Origin of the sequence: Candidatus Sulfotelmatobacter sp. (assembly GCA_035504415.1) — a bacterium.
Taxonomy (GTDB): domain Bacteria; phylum Vulcanimicrobiota; class Vulcanimicrobiia; order Vulcanimicrobiales; family Vulcanimicrobiaceae; genus Vulcanimicrobium.
The window spans coordinates 57,096-73,517 of sequence record DATJRY010000010.1 but is presented as its reverse complement, the minus strand read 5'-3'; the positions used below and the strand labels follow the sequence as shown (position 1 = coordinate 73,517).

At 71.4% G+C, this 16,422-nt stretch carries 19 protein-coding genes; 3 read left to right on the top strand and 16 right to left on the bottom strand.

Annotation, left to right across the window (positions count from 1 at the left end; all coding sequences use genetic code 11):
• Positions 1-5 precede the first annotated feature (5 nt).
• From pdxH to VMD91_05180, 10 genes are all read right to left on the bottom strand, one after another.
• Positions 6-647 (bottom strand): pyridoxamine 5'-phosphate oxidase, encoded by a 642-nt coding sequence (gene pdxH, locus VMD91_05225; protein HTW83455.1) that lies wholly within the window; start codon positions 645-647, stop codon positions 6-8.
• The gene (locus VMD91_05220; GenBank protein ID HTW83454.1) at positions 644-1,564 is read right to left on the bottom strand and encodes a VWA domain-containing protein; all 921 of its coding nucleotides are present in this window, start codon (positions 1,562-1,564) and stop codon (positions 644-646) included. Before VMD91_05220 ends, pdxH begins: the two co-directional genes overlap by 4 nt.
• On the bottom strand, positions 1,561-2,349 hold the full coding sequence (locus VMD91_05215; protein HTW83453.1) for a DUF58 domain-containing protein: 789 nt from the start codon (positions 2,347-2,349) through the stop codon (positions 1,561-1,563). The genes VMD91_05220 and VMD91_05215 overlap by 4 nt, the downstream gene beginning before the upstream one ends.
• Positions 2,346-3,263: an AAA family ATPase gene (locus VMD91_05210; GenBank protein ID HTW83452.1), complete on the bottom strand. Its 918-nt coding sequence runs from the start codon at positions 3,261-3,263 to the stop codon at positions 2,346-2,348. The genes VMD91_05215 and VMD91_05210 overlap by 4 nt, the downstream gene beginning before the upstream one ends.
• Complete coding sequence (locus VMD91_05205) at positions 3,260-4,144, bottom strand: hypothetical protein (protein ID HTW83451.1); 885 nt, start codon at positions 4,142-4,144, stop codon at positions 3,260-3,262. Before VMD91_05205 ends, VMD91_05210 begins: the two co-directional genes overlap by 4 nt.
• A complete protein-coding gene (carA, locus tag VMD91_05200; GenBank protein HTW83450.1) occupies positions 4,123-5,196 on the bottom strand; it encodes a glutamine-hydrolyzing carbamoyl-phosphate synthase small subunit in 1,074 nt (357 codons plus the stop codon). Before carA ends, VMD91_05205 begins: the two co-directional genes overlap by 22 nt.
• Entirely contained in the window at positions 5,193-6,500 is a 1,308-nt protein-coding gene (locus VMD91_05195) for a dihydroorotase (GenBank protein ID HTW83449.1), read from the bottom strand. The genes carA and VMD91_05195 overlap by 4 nt, the downstream gene beginning before the upstream one ends.
• 78 nt (positions 6,501-6,578) lie before the next feature.
• On the bottom strand, positions 6,579-7,493 hold the full coding sequence (locus tag VMD91_05190) for an aspartate carbamoyltransferase catalytic subunit (protein HTW83448.1): 915 nt from the start codon (positions 7,491-7,493) through the stop codon (positions 6,579-6,581).
• Positions 7,480-8,031, bottom strand: a complete 552-nt coding sequence (gene pyrR, locus VMD91_05185) for a bifunctional pyr operon transcriptional regulator/uracil phosphoribosyltransferase PyrR (GenBank protein HTW83447.1) — start codon at positions 8,029-8,031, stop codon at positions 7,480-7,482. Before pyrR ends, VMD91_05190 begins: the two co-directional genes overlap by 14 nt.
• A 28-nt stretch (positions 8,032-8,059) precedes the next feature.
• On the bottom strand, positions 8,060-8,551 hold the full coding sequence (locus VMD91_05180) for a PaaI family thioesterase (protein ID HTW83446.1): 492 nt from the start codon (positions 8,549-8,551) through the stop codon (positions 8,060-8,062).
• Positions 8,552-8,607: 56 nt separating this feature from the next.
• Here VMD91_05180 and VMD91_05175 point away from each other — a divergent pair, with 56 nt between their 5' ends.
• Positions 8,608-9,090, top strand: a complete 483-nt coding sequence (locus VMD91_05175; protein ID HTW83445.1) for a helix-turn-helix domain-containing protein — start codon at positions 8,608-8,610, stop codon at positions 9,088-9,090.
• Here the strand turns inward: VMD91_05175 and VMD91_05170 are convergent.
• Positions 9,087-9,323 (bottom strand): hypothetical protein, encoded by a 237-nt coding sequence (locus VMD91_05170; protein ID HTW83444.1) that lies wholly within the window; start codon positions 9,321-9,323, stop codon positions 9,087-9,089. The two genes, VMD91_05175 and VMD91_05170, sit on opposite strands and share 4 nt — an antisense overlap.
• 120 nt (positions 9,324-9,443) lie before the next feature.
• On the opposite strand from VMD91_05170, the gene VMD91_05165 reads away from it, so the two are divergent.
• Positions 9,444-10,061: an ATP-dependent Clp protease proteolytic subunit gene (locus tag VMD91_05165; GenBank protein HTW83443.1), complete on the top strand. Its 618-nt coding sequence runs from the start codon at positions 9,444-9,446 to the stop codon at positions 10,059-10,061.
• A 9-nt stretch (positions 10,062-10,070) separates the two neighbouring features.
• Here VMD91_05165 and VMD91_05160 read toward each other — a convergent pair whose 3' ends face one another.
• Positions 10,071-11,573 (bottom strand): CoA-acylating methylmalonate-semialdehyde dehydrogenase, encoded by a 1,503-nt coding sequence (locus tag VMD91_05160; protein HTW83442.1) that lies wholly within the window; start codon positions 11,571-11,573, stop codon positions 10,071-10,073.
• Between the two features lie 103 nt (positions 11,574-11,676).
• Between VMD91_05160 and VMD91_05155 the strand changes: the two genes are divergently transcribed.
• Positions 11,677-12,126, top strand: coding sequence for a DUF2214 family protein (locus VMD91_05155; protein HTW83441.1), 450 nt, complete (start codon positions 11,677-11,679; stop codon positions 12,124-12,126).
• Here the strand turns inward: VMD91_05155 and VMD91_05150 are convergent.
• From VMD91_05150 to VMD91_05135, 4 genes are read right to left on the bottom strand one after another with little or no spacing between them, the layout of a single operon-like run.
• Entirely contained in the window at positions 12,123-14,795 is a 2,673-nt protein-coding gene (locus VMD91_05150; protein HTW83440.1) for a valine--tRNA ligase, read from the bottom strand. The genes VMD91_05155 and VMD91_05150 overlap by 4 nt on opposite strands.
• Before the next feature lie 44 nt (positions 14,796-14,839).
• The gene (locus VMD91_05145; protein HTW83439.1) at positions 14,840-15,076 is read right to left on the bottom strand and encodes a hypothetical protein; all 237 of its coding nucleotides are present in this window, start codon (positions 15,074-15,076) and stop codon (positions 14,840-14,842) included.
• A gap of 52 nt (positions 15,077-15,128) precedes the next feature.
• The gene (locus VMD91_05140; GenBank protein HTW83438.1) at positions 15,129-15,794 is read right to left on the bottom strand and encodes a haloacid dehalogenase type II; all 666 of its coding nucleotides are present in this window, start codon (positions 15,792-15,794) and stop codon (positions 15,129-15,131) included.
• Entirely contained in the window at positions 15,795-16,280 is a 486-nt protein-coding gene (locus VMD91_05135) for a YqeG family HAD IIIA-type phosphatase (protein ID HTW83437.1), read from the bottom strand.
• Between the last annotated feature and the right edge of the window lie 142 nt (positions 16,281-16,422).

Genomic DNA, 16,422 nt, shown 5'->3' with positions numbered 1-16,422 from the left:
ACCTCCTACGGCGAGAGCCGGATCAGCCGCCAGGCGGCGCCGTCGCGCTCGTAGACCAGGCGGTCGTGGACGCGGTTGGGCCGGCCTTGCCAGAACTCGAAGCGCTCGGGGACGACGCGATAGCCGCCCCAATACGGCGGCCGCGGTACCGCGTCGGGGAAGCGCGCTTCGGCGTCGGCCATCGCGCGTTCGAGATCGCTCGCGGCGGCGACGGGCGTGCTCTGATGTGACGCCCACGCGCTGAGCCGATGACCGCGCGGGCGGCTGGCGAAGTACGCGTCGCTCTCGGCGGGAGCGACGCGCTCGACGGTGCCCTCCACGCGCAGCTGGCGCTGCAGGATGCCCCACCAGAACAGCAGCGCGGCGCGCGGGTGCGCGGCGAGCGCCGCGCCTTTGCGGCTCTCGTAGTTGGTGTAGAACACGAAGCCGCGCTCGTCCCAGCCGCGCAGCAGCACGATGCGTGACGAGGGCCGGCCGTCGGGATCGACGGTCGCGACGCTCATGCCGTACGGCTCGTCGATCTCCGGGGTCTCCAGCGCTTGGGCGAACCACGCGCCGAACTGCGCGAACGGATCGGTCGCGACGTCCGCCTCGTCGAGGTGGCCGCGCTCGTAGTGCACGCGGCGGGCGCTGAAGTCGTCGCTCATGGAAATTTCCCCGCCACCATCCCGCCCCCCAGGCCGAGCACGAGCACGACGCCGCCCGCCAGCGCCAGCGGCAACGACGCGTCGACGCGCCGCCGCTCGCGCGTCGTCGACGAGGCCAGCGACGCCAGCCGGCTGCGCAGGCTGCCGGCGTCGGCGACGCGCGCGTACGCGCCGTTCGCGGCGGCGGCGATCTGCCGCAACGCGTCCTCGTCGATCGTCGCCTCTTCGTCCGTGCCCGGCACCAGCTGCCCGGAGTCGCTGGTACCGATCCCGATCGTGTCGATCTCGATCCCGGCGGCGCCGATCTGCGGCGCGACCGCGAGCGGGTCCGCGCCCAGGTTGTTCACGCCGTCGGTGATCAGCACGATCGCTCGTTTTCCGCTCGCCGGCAGCAGCCGCGCCGCGGTGATCAGCGCGTCGCCGATCGCGGTCCCGCCGTTGGGCGGCGGGATGCGCGCGACCGCGTCGCGCAGCGCGTCTTTGTCGTCGCTGAGCGCCTGCACGACCCCCGCCCCGCTCGAGAACGCGACGATCCCGATGCGGGTTCCGGCCGGCGCCTCGTCGATGAACGCGCGCACCGCCGCGTCCGCGGCTTCGGCCCGCGTCGGCGTGACGTCGGTCGAGCGCATCGAGCCCGAGACGTCGACGCACAGCACGACCGCGCCGCGCGCGGGCAGGTTGGCGACGATGTGCGGTCCGGCCAGCGCGCCGCCGAGCAGCACGATCCCCGCCGCGCACAGCAACGCCAGCACCAGGGCCGGGTCGATCCGGCGCGCCGTCGCCGACTCGAAGAACGCGAGGTCGCTGTAGGCGAGCGCGGCCGCGGCACCGCGGCGCGACGCGAGGTGGGCCAGCGCGAGGAAGGCCGCCGCCGCGAGCAGCCCGATCAACAGCCAGAGCGGATGCGCCAGCGTCACGGCGCGAGACCGAAGGCGCGATGGAGCGAGCCGCGGCCGTCGCCTTCGACCAGCGCGCCGACCCGCCAGCCGGCCGTGCGGAAACGCGTCTCCAATGCGCGCGCGCGCCGCTCGCTGGCGGCGCGGTAACGGGCACGCGTTCGCGTGCCGACGAACGCGCGACGCACGCGGCCGCTCTCGGCATCGCGCAAGCGGACGAAGCCGCGCAGCGGCAGATCGTCCTGCCAGGGGTCGCGCGCGAGCAGCACCGTGGCGTCGAACCGCAGCGCGGCGCGGCCCAGCAGCTCGTCGTCGGGCAGATCGAAGCCGTCGACGATCGCCAGCAACGAGGCGCCGCGCGGCAGCGCGCGCAGCGCGAGCGTCAGCGCGGGCGCGAAGCGGAACGGCGCCGCGGCGTGCACGAGCGGCGCGGCTCGCTTGTCGCGCACGACGCGCTCGTCGACGACGCGGGCGGCCCGGTCTTCGCCTTCCGCCGCGCCGAACCACGCGCGGACGGCGTCGTCGGCGGTGGCCGCCAAGGTGCTGCGCCGGCCGACGCGCATCGAGCCGGACTCGTCGACGATCGCCGCCAGCACGAGCGCGGTCTCTTCGAGGTACACGCGCGTCTGCAGCGCCCCCACCCGCGCGCTGGCGGCATGGTCGATGCGCCGAGGATCGTCGCCCTCGACGTACGCGCGCAGCTGCGAGAACACGAAGCCGTCGCCCGGACGCGACCCGCGGGTGGCGCCGCCGGGACGCGGGGTGGCGCGGGCGCCGCGCAGGATCGCCGCCCGCAGCGCGTTCACGGCGCCGGCACCGCGGCGATGATCCGCCGCACGACCGCTTCGGGATCCTCGCTGCGCAGCGCGATGCGGTCGTCGTACGAGAGCCGATGACGCAGTACGGACGGCGCGATGTCGCGCACGTCGTCGGGGGTGGCATACGGCCGTCCGACGAGATACGCGCGCGCCCGCGCCAGCGCGATCAGGGCCAGCGCCGCGCGCGGGGAGGCGCCGTGCACGACCAGCTCGGCGCCGCGGCTGGCACGCACGATCGCCACCGCGTAGTCGCGCACCTTGGCGTCCACGAAGACTTCGTGCGCCGCGCCTTGCCAGCGCCGGACGTCGTCGAGCGTGCAGACGTTGGCGACCAGCGGCGGCTCGCCGGCGCCGAAGCGGTCGACGATCGCGCGCTCCTCCTCGATCGCGGGATACGCGACCACCAGCTTGGCCAGAAACCGGTCGAGCTGCGCGCTCGGGAGCGGGTAGGTGCCTTCGGCGTCGTACGGGTTCATCGTCGCCAGGACGACGAACGGCGCCGGCAAGTCGTACGTCTGCGGCCCGATCGTCGCACGCCGCTCCTGCATCCCCTCGAGCAGCGCCGACTGCACCTTGGCCGGCGCGCGGTTGATCTCGTCGGCCAGCACGACGTTGGCGAACAGCGGTCCGAAGACGGTGGCGAACTCGCCCGTCTTCTGGTCGAAGATACGCGTTCCGGTGACGTCGGAGGGCAGCAGGTCCGGGGTGAACTGCACGCGCCGGAACACCCCGCCGACGGCGGCGGCCAGCGCGCGGCAGGCCAGCGTTTTGGCGACGCCGGGCGCACCTTCGAGCAAGACGTGACCGCCGGCGACGACGGCCAGCACCAGGCCTTCGCACACCTCGTCTTGGCCGACGATGGTGGCGTGCAAGGCCTCGAGCACCGCACGCGGCGTGCTCACGACAGCCACCGTTCCGTCGCGCCGATCAGCTCCGCCGACGCGACGTCGCGCAGCGCGGCCGGCCCGAACGCCGCCTGCTCGGCCGCGTTCAGCGCCGCGCGCAACGACGGATCGGTCGCAGCGGCGAGCGCGTCGCGCAGGGTCGCCCCGGCCGGCACGCCGGCCGCCGCGAACAGCGCCGCGCGCAGCTCCAGCAGCACGCCGTTCGCGGGCGAGGTCCGGTAACGCCGCAGGGCCGCGGCGACCTCGTCGCGCGGCGTGCGCACGGGTTCGGGGGGCGCCACGACCACCGGAGCGGCGGCGACGACGACCGCGCGGCGCCGCGCGCGCTCGATGCGCAGGACGGCGATCAGCGCGATCAGGGCGAGGATCATCCCGACCGCCCACTGGACCACGCGCAGCAGCAGCGGCCGCACACCGGCGTCGACGACGCTCGCGCCTAGAGCGGGACGCGCCGCGATCACCGTGACGCGCACCGCCCGGGAGGAGAACCGCGAGGGGCGACCGGTCCGCGCGTCAATCGCGTCCAGATACGCCGGCAGAAAGGCGAACGTGCCCGGCTGGACCGGTGCCAGCGTCAACGTTTCGACGACGTCCGTGCCGCCGCGCGCGTGCGAGACGGTGCGCTCGTCGCCCAATGGTTCCATGCGGCCCAGATCCGGAATCACCAGCTCGTCCAGATTCGACACGTTCTCACGCACGTGTACGTGGATCGCGATGTGGAAGACTTGTCCGACCGGCACGCGCGTGCGGTCGGCGACCATCGAGAGCGCGTCGACGTGCAGCGTACGGTACCGCTGGGCCCACGCCGGACTCACCGACGCCGTCAGCAGCGTCAGCAGCGCCGCGGCGCCCGCAATTACGGGACGCGGTCGAGCCATCGCGCGAACAGGCTCCGCGCGTCGAACGGGCCGGGCGACGCTTCGGGATGGAATTGCACCGCCTCGATCGGCAGCGTGCGATGGCGAAAGCCTTCGTTCGTGCCGTCGTTGAGGTTGACCATCGTCGGCTCGAGCTCGGGCGGCAGCGTCGCGCCGTCGACCGCGTAGCCGTGATTGTGCGCCGTGACCAGCACCTCGTCGCGGATGAGGTCCTTGACCGGCTGGTTCCCGCCGCGGTGCCCGTAGGGCAGCTTGTAGGTCTGGGCCCCCAACGCCAGCGCCAGCAGCTGGTGGCCCAGGCAGACGCCGAACACCGGCGTCTTCCCGACCAGCTCGCGCAGCGTGATCACCGTCTCGCCCAAGTCGCGCGGATCGCCCGGCCCCGGCGAGACGACGACCGCGTCCGGTGCGTGCGAAAGTATCTCGGCGCTGCCGGCACCGTACGGCAGCACGGTGACGCGCGCGTCGAGCGCGGTCAGATCGCGGATGATGTTCTTCTTCACGCCGCAATCGAGCAGCACGACGTGCTTGCGCCCGGCGCCGATCTCTTGACCCGGCGTGTAGGCGTCGACGACCGAGGCGACCAGCCCTTGCGTCGTGGCCGTCCGCGCGTATTCGGCCAGCGTCGCCTCGACGCTCGCGATCGCCTCGTCGCCGACCGCCAGCGCGGCGGCGATCGTGCCGTGCTCGCGCAGCGCGATCGTCAGCGCGCGGGTATCGATCCCGACGATCGTGCGGACGCCCTGCGCGTCCAGCCAACTGCCCAGATCGAAGCGCGCGGCGTGGTGCGAGGGATGCGCGGCGAGGTGCTTCACGACCGCGCCGGCGACGCACGCGTGCGGGTGCTGCGAGACGTCGCCGCTCACGCCGTAGTTGCCGATCAGCGGATAGGTGAACGTGAGGATCTGCCCCGCGTACGACGGGTCGGTCAGCGCCTCTTCGTACCCGGTCATGCCGGTGAAGAACACCGCCTCGCCGAGCGCCGTCCCGGTCGTGCTCAAGCCCTCGCCGTCGAAGCGGGTGCCGTCGGCCAACAACAGGGTCGCCTTCACGCGTGCGTCTCCACGAAGGTCTCGCGCGGTACGATTTGGCCGTGCTCGTAGACGACCGCACCCTGCACGACCGTCGCGAGCGCGCGGCGCGGGAGCGTCATCCCGTCGAACGGCGTGTTCTTCCCCTTCGAGCGGAACAGCCGCGCGTCGACCGTCCACGGACGCTCGGCGAAGACCGTCACGTCGCCCGGGCTGCCGACGTCGAGCGTGCCGCCCGGGACCCCGAGGATGCGGGCGGGATTGCTCGAGAGCATCGCGACGAAGCGCGCCAGCGGCAGCTCGCGCAAGGCCAGCGCGTACGCTCCGACGGCGATCTCCAGCCCGCTGAACCCGACCGGCGCCTGCGAGAGCAGCTGCGCCTTCTCGTCGGCGCCGTGCGGCGCGTGATCGGTCGCGAAGACGTCGATCGTGCCGTCGAGCACGGCGGCGCGCAGCGCGTCGCGGTCGTGCGCGGCGCGCAGCGGCGGGTTGACCTTCGAGTCCGCGCGGTAGTCGTCGAAGCGGTCGTCGAGGAACACCAGGTGGTGCGGCGTCACCTCGCAGGTCACGCGCACGCCGCGCGCGCGCGCCCAGCGGATCAGATCGAGCGAGGTCGCGGTCGAGACGTGCGCGATGTGCCAGCTCTTCTCCGTCTCGCCGGCGATCAGCAGGTCGCGCGCGACGATGACGTCTTCCGCCAGCGCCGGCGAGCCGTCCAACCCGAGGCGCGCCGAGGCCGCGCCTTCGTTCATCACCGCGTCGCCCTTGAGATCGGGGTCTTCGCAGTGCGAGATGAACACCTGGCCCAGGTCGCCGGCGTAGCGGGCGGCGTTGCGCAGCACGCGCGCGTCGCGCGGCGTCGAGCCGTCGTCGCTGAACGCGACACAGCCGGCCGCGGCCAGCAGGTGGTACGGCGCCAGCTCGTGGCCGGCGCGTCCGCGCGTGATCGCGCCGACCGGATAGACGTGCGCCAAGCCCGCCGCCTCGCCGCGCCGCACGACCTCCGAGACGATCGCCGCGCTGTCGAGCGCGGGCTCGGTGTTGGGCATGCAGGCGACGGCGGTGAAGCCGCCGGCCACCGCCGCCGCGGCCCCGGTCGCGATCGTCTCCTTGTGCGTCTGCCCCGGTTCGCGCAGGTGGACGTGCATGTCGATGAAGCCCGGTGCCACGATCGCGTTCGACGCGTCGACGACGCGCGCGTCGCCCGCCTCGAGGTGCTCGCCGATCCGCGCCACGAACCCGTTCTCGATCAGCACGTCGCGGTGCGCATCGATCCCCAACACCGGATCGATCAGGCGCCCGCCACGAATCAAGGTCGTGCTCATTTTAACGGCGCTCCGCCCCAGGCTCCGCGCCCCCCACGCTTCGCGTGGGGCCCCCGAACGCGGCCTCGCAACGAACCGTCATGCCGCGACCGGTGCCCCGTTGACGAGCGTATCGAGCACGGCCATGCGGACGAAGACGCCGTTGTGGACCTGGGCGACGTAGCGCGAGCGCGGGTCGGCCAGGACGTCGTCGGTCAGCTCGACGTCGCGGTTGTAGGGACCGGGGTGCAGGATGACCGCGTCGCTGCGCAGCGCGCGCAGCCGGCTGCGATTGAGCTGGAAGCGTTGCGTGTAGTCGTCGAGGGTCGGCAACAGGCCGCCGGCGATTCGCTCGCGCTGGATGCGCAGCATCATCACGGCGTCGACCTGCGGCAGGACGGCGTCGAAGTCGCGCTCGATCCGCACGCCGCCGCCGCCGAAGGAGTGCGGCAGCAGGGTGGTCGGGCCGACCAGGACGACGTCGATGCCGAGCGCGCGCATCCCGACGATGTTGGAGCGCGCGACGCGCGAGTGCAGGATGTCGCCGACGATCGCGACGCGCAAGCCGGCGAAACGGCCGAATTCCTGGCGCAGCGTCATCAGGTCGAGCAGCGCCTGGGTCGGGTGCGCGTGCGTGCCGTCGCCGGCGTTGATCACGTGGCCGTCGAACGCGTCGGCCAGCCGGCGCGCGAAGCCCGACTCGCCGTGGCGCACGACGATGACGCGCACGCCGATGCCGCGCAGCGTCAGCGCGGTGTCGGCGATCGTCTCGCCCTTGCCCAGGCTCGACGCGCCGGGCGCGAACGAGATGACGTCGGCGCCCACCCGCTGCTCGGCCAGCGTGAACGAGGTCGCGGTCCGGGTCGAGGCCTCGAAGAACAGGTTGAGGACCGGGACGCCGGCCAGCAGGTCGCGCGCGGGCGGCGCGTCGCGAAAGGCGACCGCGCGGTCCAAGACGGCGACGAGCTCCTGCGGCGTGAGGTCGTCGACGTCGAGCAGGCTACGAGGCGGCACGGTCGTCGACGGAGAGCGTCACCGCGTCGGCGGCCGCCTGTTGGGCGGCTAGGACGACGTCGATGTGCTCGCGCCGGCTGGTCGGTATCGCCTTCCCGACGTAGTCGGGCTGGATGGGCAGCTCGCGCAGGCCGCGGTCGATCAGGACCGCCAGCCGGATCGCGCGCGGGCGGCCGAGATCGGTGATCGCGTCCATCGCCGCCCGGACGGTGCGACCGGTATAGAGGACGTCGTCGACCAGCACCACCGTCTGGCCGGTGATCGCGCTGCGAATCTCCGACTCGGGCAGCTCGCGGGCCACGTCGTCGTCACGGTACAGGTTGACGTTCAAAAAGCCCAGCTGGGGAACCGTGCCGCGGATCTCACCCACCCGCGCCGCCAGCCGGCGCGCCAGCGCCTCGCCGCCGCGCCGGATCCCGATCAACAGCAGGCCGTCCTGGGCATCCTCGGGCTCGACGATCTGGTGGGCCATACGCGCGATCGCCCGCTCGATCTCGTCGGGCGACATGAGCACGCGTCGCCGGGCGGCGGTCTGCATCGCGCTGGGCTTCGGCGTGCGCGGGGGGTCAGCCTCGCAGGATCGCGCAGGCGGTGGTGCCGACCGCCAACAGCCGCCGTTCGCGGTCATAGAGCTTGCCTTCGGCGACCGCGGTCGAGCGGCCGACGTGCAGCGCGGTCGCCTCGCAGCGGACGGTTCCGGTGTCCTTGGTCATCCCGCGCACGAACCGTACCTGGACGTCGCTGGTCGTGTAGCCGATGCCGGCCGGCAGCATCGTATGGATCGAACAGCCGAGGGCCGAGTCCAGCAGCGTGAGCGCGAAGCCGCCGTGCACGCTGCCGATCGGGTTGTAGTGCTCCTCTCCCGGCTCGCCCTCGAACACGGCATAGCCGTCGGCGACCTCGACCAGCCGGAAGTTCATCAGCTGCGCGATCGGCGGCGGCGGCGTTTCGCCGGCGACCAGCCGGCGCAGCGCGTCCAGCCCCGCGCTGGTTCGCACCAGCTCGACCACTCCGGCCGGGTCGTCCCAGCGGACGATGCGTTCGCGCGTCGATTGCATGACGCAAGGGACCTATCGCCGTGCCGTCGATACCTCCTGCAAAGGGGGACGCACCGATGGCCCGACGCCGCAGCTTCGAGGACATGAACTGCTCGATCGCGCGCTCGCTCGACGTGATCGGCGAGTGGTGGACGCTGTTGATCGTGCGCGAGGCGTTTCGCGGCGTGCGCCGCTTCGACGTCTTCGCCGACCGGCTGGGGATCGCGTCCAACATCCTGACCGCGCGGCTGCGCCGCTTGGTCGAGCACGACGTCCTCGCCGAGCGCGTGTATCAGGAGCGTCCGCTGCGCGTCGAGTACCGGCTGACGCCCAAGGGGCGCGAGCTCTTCCCGGTGCTGCTGGCGCTCTTGCAGTGGGGTGACCGCTGGTACGCCCAGGACGGGCCTCCGGTCGCGCTCGAGCACATCCCCTGCGGCCACCGCACCCGGGCGGTCATGGTCTGCGACCACTGCGGCGAGCGCATCGACGCGCGCCAAACACGCGCGCTGCCGGGCCGCGGTGCCGCAGAGGACGCGCCCAGCCTGGTTCCGAGCGCCTAGGCCGCGCGCATCTGCGTGCCGTTCGACGTTCCGGTCGTCGTCGCCGGCAGCGTCGTCGGGCGCACGTCGTCGAGCCGCGTCACGGTCGGTTCGGGCAGCAGACCGGCACGCCGGCCGTAGGCCGCGATCGTCTCGCGCCGGTGGCCCGTCTCGTGCTCGATGCGGCGGAGCGTCTTCCCCTCGCGCAGCAGGGCCAGGATGCGGTCCCGCTGCGCGTCCGTCAGCGTGTTCATGAACGGCGCTTCGCCCGCGATGCGCTCGCATCCCCGCGCGCGGTGGCCGCTTTTGCGCGCCTGGCCGCTTTTGGCCGGTGCGGCGTATCCGAGCGCGTGGGCCGCGCGTATACTGCGCGCATGAGCTTGGTTCCGATCGTCGTCGAGCAAACCGCACGCGGTGAGCGCTCGTACGACATCTATTCGCGGCTGCTGCAAGAGCGCATCGTGTTCGTGACCGGTCCGATCGACGACGGGATGGCGAATCTGGTCATCGCGCAGCTGCTGTTTCTCGAACGCAGCGATCCCGACCGCGACATCGACGTGTACATCAACAGCCCGGGCGGGAGCGTCAGCGCCGCGCTCGCGATGTACGACACGATGCAGCTGATCAAGCCGGGGATCGCGACCATCTGCGCCGGCTTCGCCGCGTCGGCCGCGACCCTGCTGCTGACCGGCGGCGCGCCCGGCAAACGTATGGCGTTGCCCTACTCGAAGATCCTCATCCATCAGCCGTCGATCGGTCAGATCGGCGGCCAGGCGACCGACATCGAGATCCACGCCCGCGAGCTGGTCGCGACGCGGCTACAGATCGCCGAGCTGTACCACCGCACGACGCACAAGCCGGTCGACGAGATCCTGCGCGACCTCGAGCGCGACTTCTACATGAGTGCCGAGGAGGCCAAGACCTACGGCTTGATCGACACCGTGCTCAACGGCGACAACCGCAACGGTACGCTGCCGCCGGTCGAGACTTAAGCGCGGCCGCTACTTCATCGTCGGGAAGTGGAACTCGGCGCCGGCGCGGATGCCGGTCGGCCAGCGCATCGTCGTCGTCTTGAGGTGGGTGTAGAAGTGGACGCCTTCGTTGCCGTGGACGTAGGTGTCGCCGAACAGCGAACGCTTCCAGCCGCCGAAGCTGTGGAAGGCGACCGGGACGGGGATGGGGACGTTGATCCCGACCATGCCGGCTTTGACGTTGGTGTCGAAGTGCCGCGCGGTGTCGCCGTCGCGGGTGAAGATCGAGACGCCGTTACCGAACTCGTGCTCGTTGATCAGCGTCAGCGCCTCGTCGTAGGTCTTGGCGCGCACCAGCGAGAGCACCGGCCCGAAGATCTCTTCCTTGTAGACGCGCATGTCACGGGTGACGTTGTCCAGCAGCGTCGCCCCGAAGAAGAATCCGTCGGCGGGCAGGTCGGCGGTGCGGCCGTCGATCGCGACCGTCGCCCCTTCTTCACTCGCCAGGTCGACGAAGCCGCGCACGCGATCGCGGTGCACGCCGGTGACCAGCGGGCCCATCTCGACCCCGGGTTCGAGCCCGGGGCCGACCGCGAGCTTGGCGATCTTCTCGCGCAACCGCGCGACCAGCGCATCGGCCGTTTCCTCGCCGACGGCGACGGCGACGGAGATCGCCATGCAGCGCTCGCCGGCCGAGCCGTAGGCCGCGCCCATCAGCGCGTCGACGGCCTGATCGAGGTCGGCGTCGGGCATGACGACCAAGTGGTTCTTGGCGCCGCCCAACGCCTGGACGCGCTTGCCGGTCGCGGCGGCGCGCGTGTACACGTGCTGCGCGATCGGCGTCGAGCCGACGAAGCTGACCGCGTCGATCCCGGGGTGCTCGAGGATCGCGTTGACCGCGTCCTTGTCGCCGTTGACGACGTTGAACACGCCGGCCGGCAGTCCGCACTCGGCCAGCATCTTCGCCAGCTCGAGCGCGCACGAGGGGTCCTTCTCGCTGGGCTTCATGACGAACGTGTTGCCGCACGCGATCGCGACCGGGAACATCCACATCGGGACCATGGCCGGAAAGTTGAACGGCGAGATGCCCGCACATACGCCGAGCGGCTGCCGGACCGCCTTGACGTCGATGCCGCGGCCGACGTTCTCGCTGTACTCGCCTTTGAGGAGCGTTGGAATGCCGCACGCGAACTCGACGACCTCCAAGCCGCGGGTGACCTCGCCGCGCGCGTCGTCGAGCGTCTTGCCGTGCTCGCTGGTGATCAGGCGCGCGATCCGGTCCGACTCCGTGCGCAGCCGCTCGCGAAACGCGAACATGACCGCTGCCCGCCGCGGTGACGGCGTCTGCGACCACTCGTCGAACGCGGCGCGGGCGGCGGCGACGGCCGCGTCGACCTCGGCGCCGGTGGCGAACGCCACCCGCTTGGTGACCTCGCCGGTGGCCGGGTCGTAGACCTCACCGAACCGCCCCGAGGTGCCCGGCACCTCCGCGCCTGCGACGTAGTGGCCGAGCTCGCGCACCGCTATCTGCATGTCCGCCCGTTCGCCGCCCGGTCGAACGAACGCTCCAACCGGCCGCCCCGGCGGCTGTACCAAGGGACCAGGCGGCCGAGCCGGCCGCACGGAAGTGCGCGCCATGCTCGTCCGCGATGCGCTGGTGGCGTATGCGCACTTCCTGGCCATCTTCGCGCTGGCGTGCGTGCTGGTCGGTGAGGCGCTGCTGCTGCGCCGCACGCTGCCCGCCGGTACGTTCCGGCGACTGTTGGCGGTCGACCGATGGTACGGCATCATCGCGGGCCTGGTCATCGTCACCGGCCTCTTGCGCTTGTTCACCAGCCCCAAAGGCGTTGCGTTCTACAGCGGCAACGCGGTGTTCTGGGCCAAGATCTCGCTGTTCGTCATCGTCGGGCTGATCTCGATCGTCCCGACCGTCGCGTACCTGCGCTGGGAGAAGCGCACCGAGCCCGACGGCTCGCTCGCGCTCGAGGAAGCGGAGTACGAGCGCATCCGCGGCTTGGTCTACCTGCAGATCGGAATCTTCGTCTTCATCCCGCTCTGCGCCACCTTCATGGCGCGGGGGATCTAAGCCGAGACGGTCTCCAGCGCCGAGCGCACGCGCTCGAGGTCGCGCTTGTAGCCGTCGAGCTTCTCGCGCTCGGCGGCGACGACGTCCGGCGCGGCGCGTTCGACGAAGCCGGGGTTGGCGAGCTTCTTCTCCGAACGCGCGACCTCGCCTTCGAGCCGCTCGAGGTCCTTCGCGTAGCGCTCGCGCAGCTTCGCCGCGTCGGCGACGGCGCGAATGCTCGCGACCTGGTCGCGCAGCGAGCCCTGCGCGGCGCCGTCGTAGGCGCTGACCTCGCCGCGCACCAAGGTCGCGATCGCTTCGACCAACTGCGGCGCGCTCGCGAGCAATGCGGCCGGCGCTTCCAGCCGCATCGTCTCCTTGGGCTGGATGCCCCAGGCGGCGCGCGCGTTGCGCAGCTCCTCGACCTTCGCGATCGCCGCGCGGAAGGTGGCGGCGTCCTCGGGGAAGGTCGGGATCTCGGCTAGGTCCGGCCACGAGGTGGTCACGATCGTGGTGCCGTCGTGCGGCAGGTTGAGCCAGATCTCTTCGGTGATGAAGGGCGCGATCGGGTGCAGCGCGCGCACCAGCGCGTTGAGCACGTACGAGAGCACGGCCGCGCGCGTCGCCCGCTGCGCGGGCGCCTTGGTGACCTCGACGTACCAATCGCAGAACGTGTACCAGCCGAACTGCACGAGCGCGTCCGCGGCCACGCCGAACGCGAAGCCGTCGTAGGCCTGTTCGACGGTCGCGACGAGCTCGTGCAGCTCGGTGAGGATCCAGCGATCCGCGACCGTCAGCTGCGCCGCGGGCGGCAGCGTGTACGCCGTCGGCAACCCTTCCTCGAGCGCGACCGTATAGCGCAGCGCGTTCCAGAGCTTGGTGCCGAAGCGCTTGGCCTCGTCGCACACCCGCTCGTCGAAGCGCAGCTCCTGCGATTCGAGCCGCATCTGGCGCAGGATCCCCAAGCGCGTCCCGTCGGCGCCGTATTTCGGCACGAGGTCGGTCATCGGATCGATCGCGTTGCCGAGCGACTTGGACATCTTGCGACCGTGCATGTCGAACACCAGCGGCGTGACGAACACGGTCTTGAACGGGATGCCGCCGGCGAAGCGCATGCCGAGCATCACCATCCGCGTCACCCACAAGAAGATGATGTCTCGGCTGGTGATCATGACTTGATTGGGATACCAGTGCGCCAGCTCGGGCGTCTTGTCCGGCCAGCCCAGGATCGAGAACGGCCACAGGCCCGAGGAGAACCAGGTGTCGAGCGTATCGGGATCGCGGCGCAGCTCGGTCGTGCCGTGCTCGCGCTGCGCGATGGCGCGGGCCTCGGCCTCGTCGTGCGCGACCACGATGTCGTCGTTCGGCGTGTACCAGACCGGCAGCTGGTGCCCCCACCACACCTGGCGCGAGATGTTCCAGTCACGGATGTTTTCGAGACTGGCCGCGTAGGTGCGCCCGAAGCGCTCGGGAACGAAGGTGATGCGCCCGTCGCGATACGCCTCCAGAGCCGGCTTCGCCAGCTCGGCGACGGCGACGAACCACTGCAGCGAGAGCAGCGGCTCGATGATCGCGCCCGAGCGCGAGCTGGTCGGGACCGTCGTGTGGTACGGCTCCTCCTTCACCAGGGCGCCGGCCGCGCGCAGGGCGGCGACGATTCGCTTGCGTGCCTCGAACCGGTCGAGCCCGACGAACGCGGCCATGCGCGGCGCTTGCGCGTCGATCGGCGCGCGGCGCTCGGGCGTCTCGTCGTAGCGCCACAGCGGTGCCGCGATCGTGCCGTCGTAGTCGATGACGGTCGGCATCGGTAAGCCGTGGCGCTGGCCGATCTCGTAGTCGGTCGGGTCGTGGGCGGGCGTCACCTTGACGGCGCCGGTGCCGAAACCCGACTCGACGGCCGGATCGGCGATGACGGGAATCGCGCGCTCGATCAACGGCAGCACGACGTGCTTGCCGATCAGGCTCGCGTAGCGCGGATCGTCCGGATTGACCGCGACCGCGACGTCGGCCAGGAACGTCTCGGGCCGCGTCGTCGCGATGACCAGTCCGTCACCGCCGTCCTGCGCGCGGTAGCGGATGTGCCACAGGAACGTGTCGACGTCTTCGTTCTCGACCTCGGCGTCGGAGAGCGTGCCGCCGGCCTGCGGATCCCAGTTGACCAGGCGCGTGCCGCGATAGATCAGCCCGTCGCGATAGAGCGCGACGAACACCTCGACGACCGCGTTCGAGAGTCCCTCGTCCAGGGTGAAGCGTTCGCGCGCCCAATCGGGACCGAAACCCAGCCGCTGGAACTGCTCGTTGATCGCCCCGCCGTACTGCTCGCGCCACGCCCAGGCGCGGGCGAGATATTCCGCGCGGCCCAGGCCGTCGCGCGTGAGGCCTTCCTTCGCCAGCTCGCGAACCAACACGGCCTCGGTCGCGATCGCCGCGTGATCTTGGCCGGGAATCCAGTCGGCGTTGTCGCCCAGCATGCGATGGTAGCGCGTGAGCACGTCCATCGGCGTGTAGGTCGAGCCGTGACCGAGGTGCGCGCGGCCGGTGATGTTCGGCGGCGGCATCGAGATGATGAACGGCGGCCGCGCCGGGTCGGGCTCCTCGTGGAAGACCCCGGCCGCGAGCGAGCGCGCGTACAGGCGCGGCTCGACCTCGGCGGGATCGAAGGTCTTCGGGAGCTCGGGACGACCGTTCACAACCCGCCAATCTACGGGCCCGGCGGCCCCGACTCCCTCGGGCGCTACTGCTGCTTACGCGCCCGCTCGTCGGACTCGCCGCGCACCGTCCCGCCCGGCGCACCGTACGAAGACGGGATCGCGCCGCTGCGGGGCGGCGGGGCACTCTGGTTGCTCAGGTCGATCTCCTCGCGGACCGTCTCCGAGTTGACCTCGGTCAGATCCGGCTCGCTGCGCGCGCCGCTCGTCACGTCGGTCGTCGATTTGGTCACATCGTCCCGCGTCGTGTCCTCGCTTGCCATGACGTCCGGATTCTACCCGCCGAACGGCGGGCGCCATCCCGGCGGCCGCCCGCTAGACGTGCGCGGGCAGCTCGGCGAGGCTGGTCATGGTCACTTCGGGCGCCGGGGTGAGCAGCTCGGGGGGCGCGCCGGTGCGGTTGCACCAGAGTACGCGGAAGCCGAAGTGCGCGGCGCCCCACGCGTCCCACGGGTTCGAGGAGACGAACGCGATCTCGAGCGGCGCGCAGTCGAAGTGCGTCGTCGCGATGCCGTAAACCCGCGGATCCGGCTTGTACGCGCGCACGGTCTCGACGCTCAGCACGGCCGAGAACAGGCCGCCCAAGCCGGCGTTCGCGATCGCGCGCTGCGCCGACGCCTGCACGCCGTTCGTCAGCACCGCCAGCGGCACGTTGCGCGCCTGCAGCGCTTGCAGCGCGGGCAGCGCGTCGGCGTGCGCCGGCAACGAGCTCGCCGCCTCGAACAGCCGCGCCTTGCCGATCGCGTCGAGCCGCAGTCCCAGCTGCGCGCAGGTGTGCTCGAGCGCGAGACCGGTCAGCTCGTCGAAGTTGCGGTACGCATTGGCCAGCGAGCTGAGGAAGGCGTACTCCAGCTGCTTGCGCCGCCAGGTCGCGACGAACGCGGCCGGGTCGGCCGCGCCGGCGACGGCGGCCGCGTCTTGCAGGCCTTCGAGCCGCAAGACCGTTCCATAGAGATCGAAGACGACGGCACGGGTGGCCACTCAGGGTGTCCTTCCTGCGATGGTGCGTTCGAGATAGCGCAGTACGCGCGTGAGCGGGAAATCGTGCGCGACCAGCGGTCGCGTCAACACGCTGCGCAGGCCGACCAGCTTCGCGCCGAGCACGTCGGTGAAGAGCTGATCGCCGATGACGACGGTGTCGCGGCGCGGCGTGCCGAGCAGCCGCAACGCGCGCAAAAACGCGAACGGCAAGGGTTTGAGGGCGTTCGGCACCACCGGGATGCCGAGCCGCGCACCGACCGAGGCGACCCGCTCGGTGAAGTTGTTGGAAACCAGGACGAGCGAAAAACCGCGTCCCCGCGCGGCTGCGACCCACTCGGCGACGCCGGGCGCCAGCTCCGGCTGGTGATAGGCACAGACCGTGTTGTCGAGATCGACGACGATGCCGCGGATCCCCCAGGCGGCGAGCCGGTCGAGCGAGACCTCGGGCAGCGTGTCCGCGTGATGGTCCGCGCGAAGCCTCTCCACGCTATCCCCGATTCCGTCCACAGGGCCCTCACCCCGCTCGCCGGGCCTCCACAGCGCCCGGTCGGGTTGTCCACGGGAATATGATTCGTGTCCCCCATCATTCACAAGGGACTTCGGACGGTGTACAATATCTAGTACAGCC

Excerpts from the sequence above, each read along its gene's own strand:
- pdxH (HTW83455.1), bottom strand. The coding sequence starts at position 647 with ATGAGCGACGACTTCAGCGCCCGCCGCGTGCACTACGAGCGCGGCCAC.
- VMD91_05205 (HTW83451.1), bottom strand. The coding sequence starts at position 4,144 with ATGGCTCGACCGCGTCCCGTAATTGCGGGCGCCGCGGCGCTGCTGACG.
- VMD91_05195 (HTW83449.1), bottom strand. The coding sequence starts at position 6,500 with ATGAGCACGACCTTGATTCGTGGCGGGCGCCTGATCGATCCGGTGTTG.
- pyrR (HTW83447.1), bottom strand. The coding sequence starts at position 8,031 with ATGCAGACCGCCGCCCGGCGACGCGTGCTCATGTCGCCCGACGAGATC.
- VMD91_05180 (HTW83446.1), bottom strand. The coding sequence starts at position 8,551 with ATGCAATCGACGCGCGAACGCATCGTCCGCTGGGACGACCCGGCCGGA.
- VMD91_05175 (HTW83445.1), top strand. The coding sequence starts at position 8,608 with ATGGCCCGACGCCGCAGCTTCGAGGACATGAACTGCTCGATCGCGCGC.
- VMD91_05170 (HTW83444.1), bottom strand. The coding sequence starts at position 9,323 with ATGAACACGCTGACGGACGCGCAGCGGGACCGCATCCTGGCCCTGCTG.
- VMD91_05165 (HTW83443.1), top strand. The coding sequence starts at position 9,444 with ATGAGCTTGGTTCCGATCGTCGTCGAGCAAACCGCACGCGGTGAGCGC.
- VMD91_05160 (HTW83442.1), bottom strand. The coding sequence starts at position 11,573 with ATGCAGATAGCGGTGCGCGAGCTCGGCCACTACGTCGCAGGCGCGGAG.
- VMD91_05155 (HTW83441.1), top strand. The coding sequence starts at position 11,677 with ATGCTCGTCCGCGATGCGCTGGTGGCGTATGCGCACTTCCTGGCCATC.
- VMD91_05145 (HTW83439.1), bottom strand. The coding sequence starts at position 15,076 with ATGGCAAGCGAGGACACGACGCGGGACGATGTGACCAAATCGACGACC.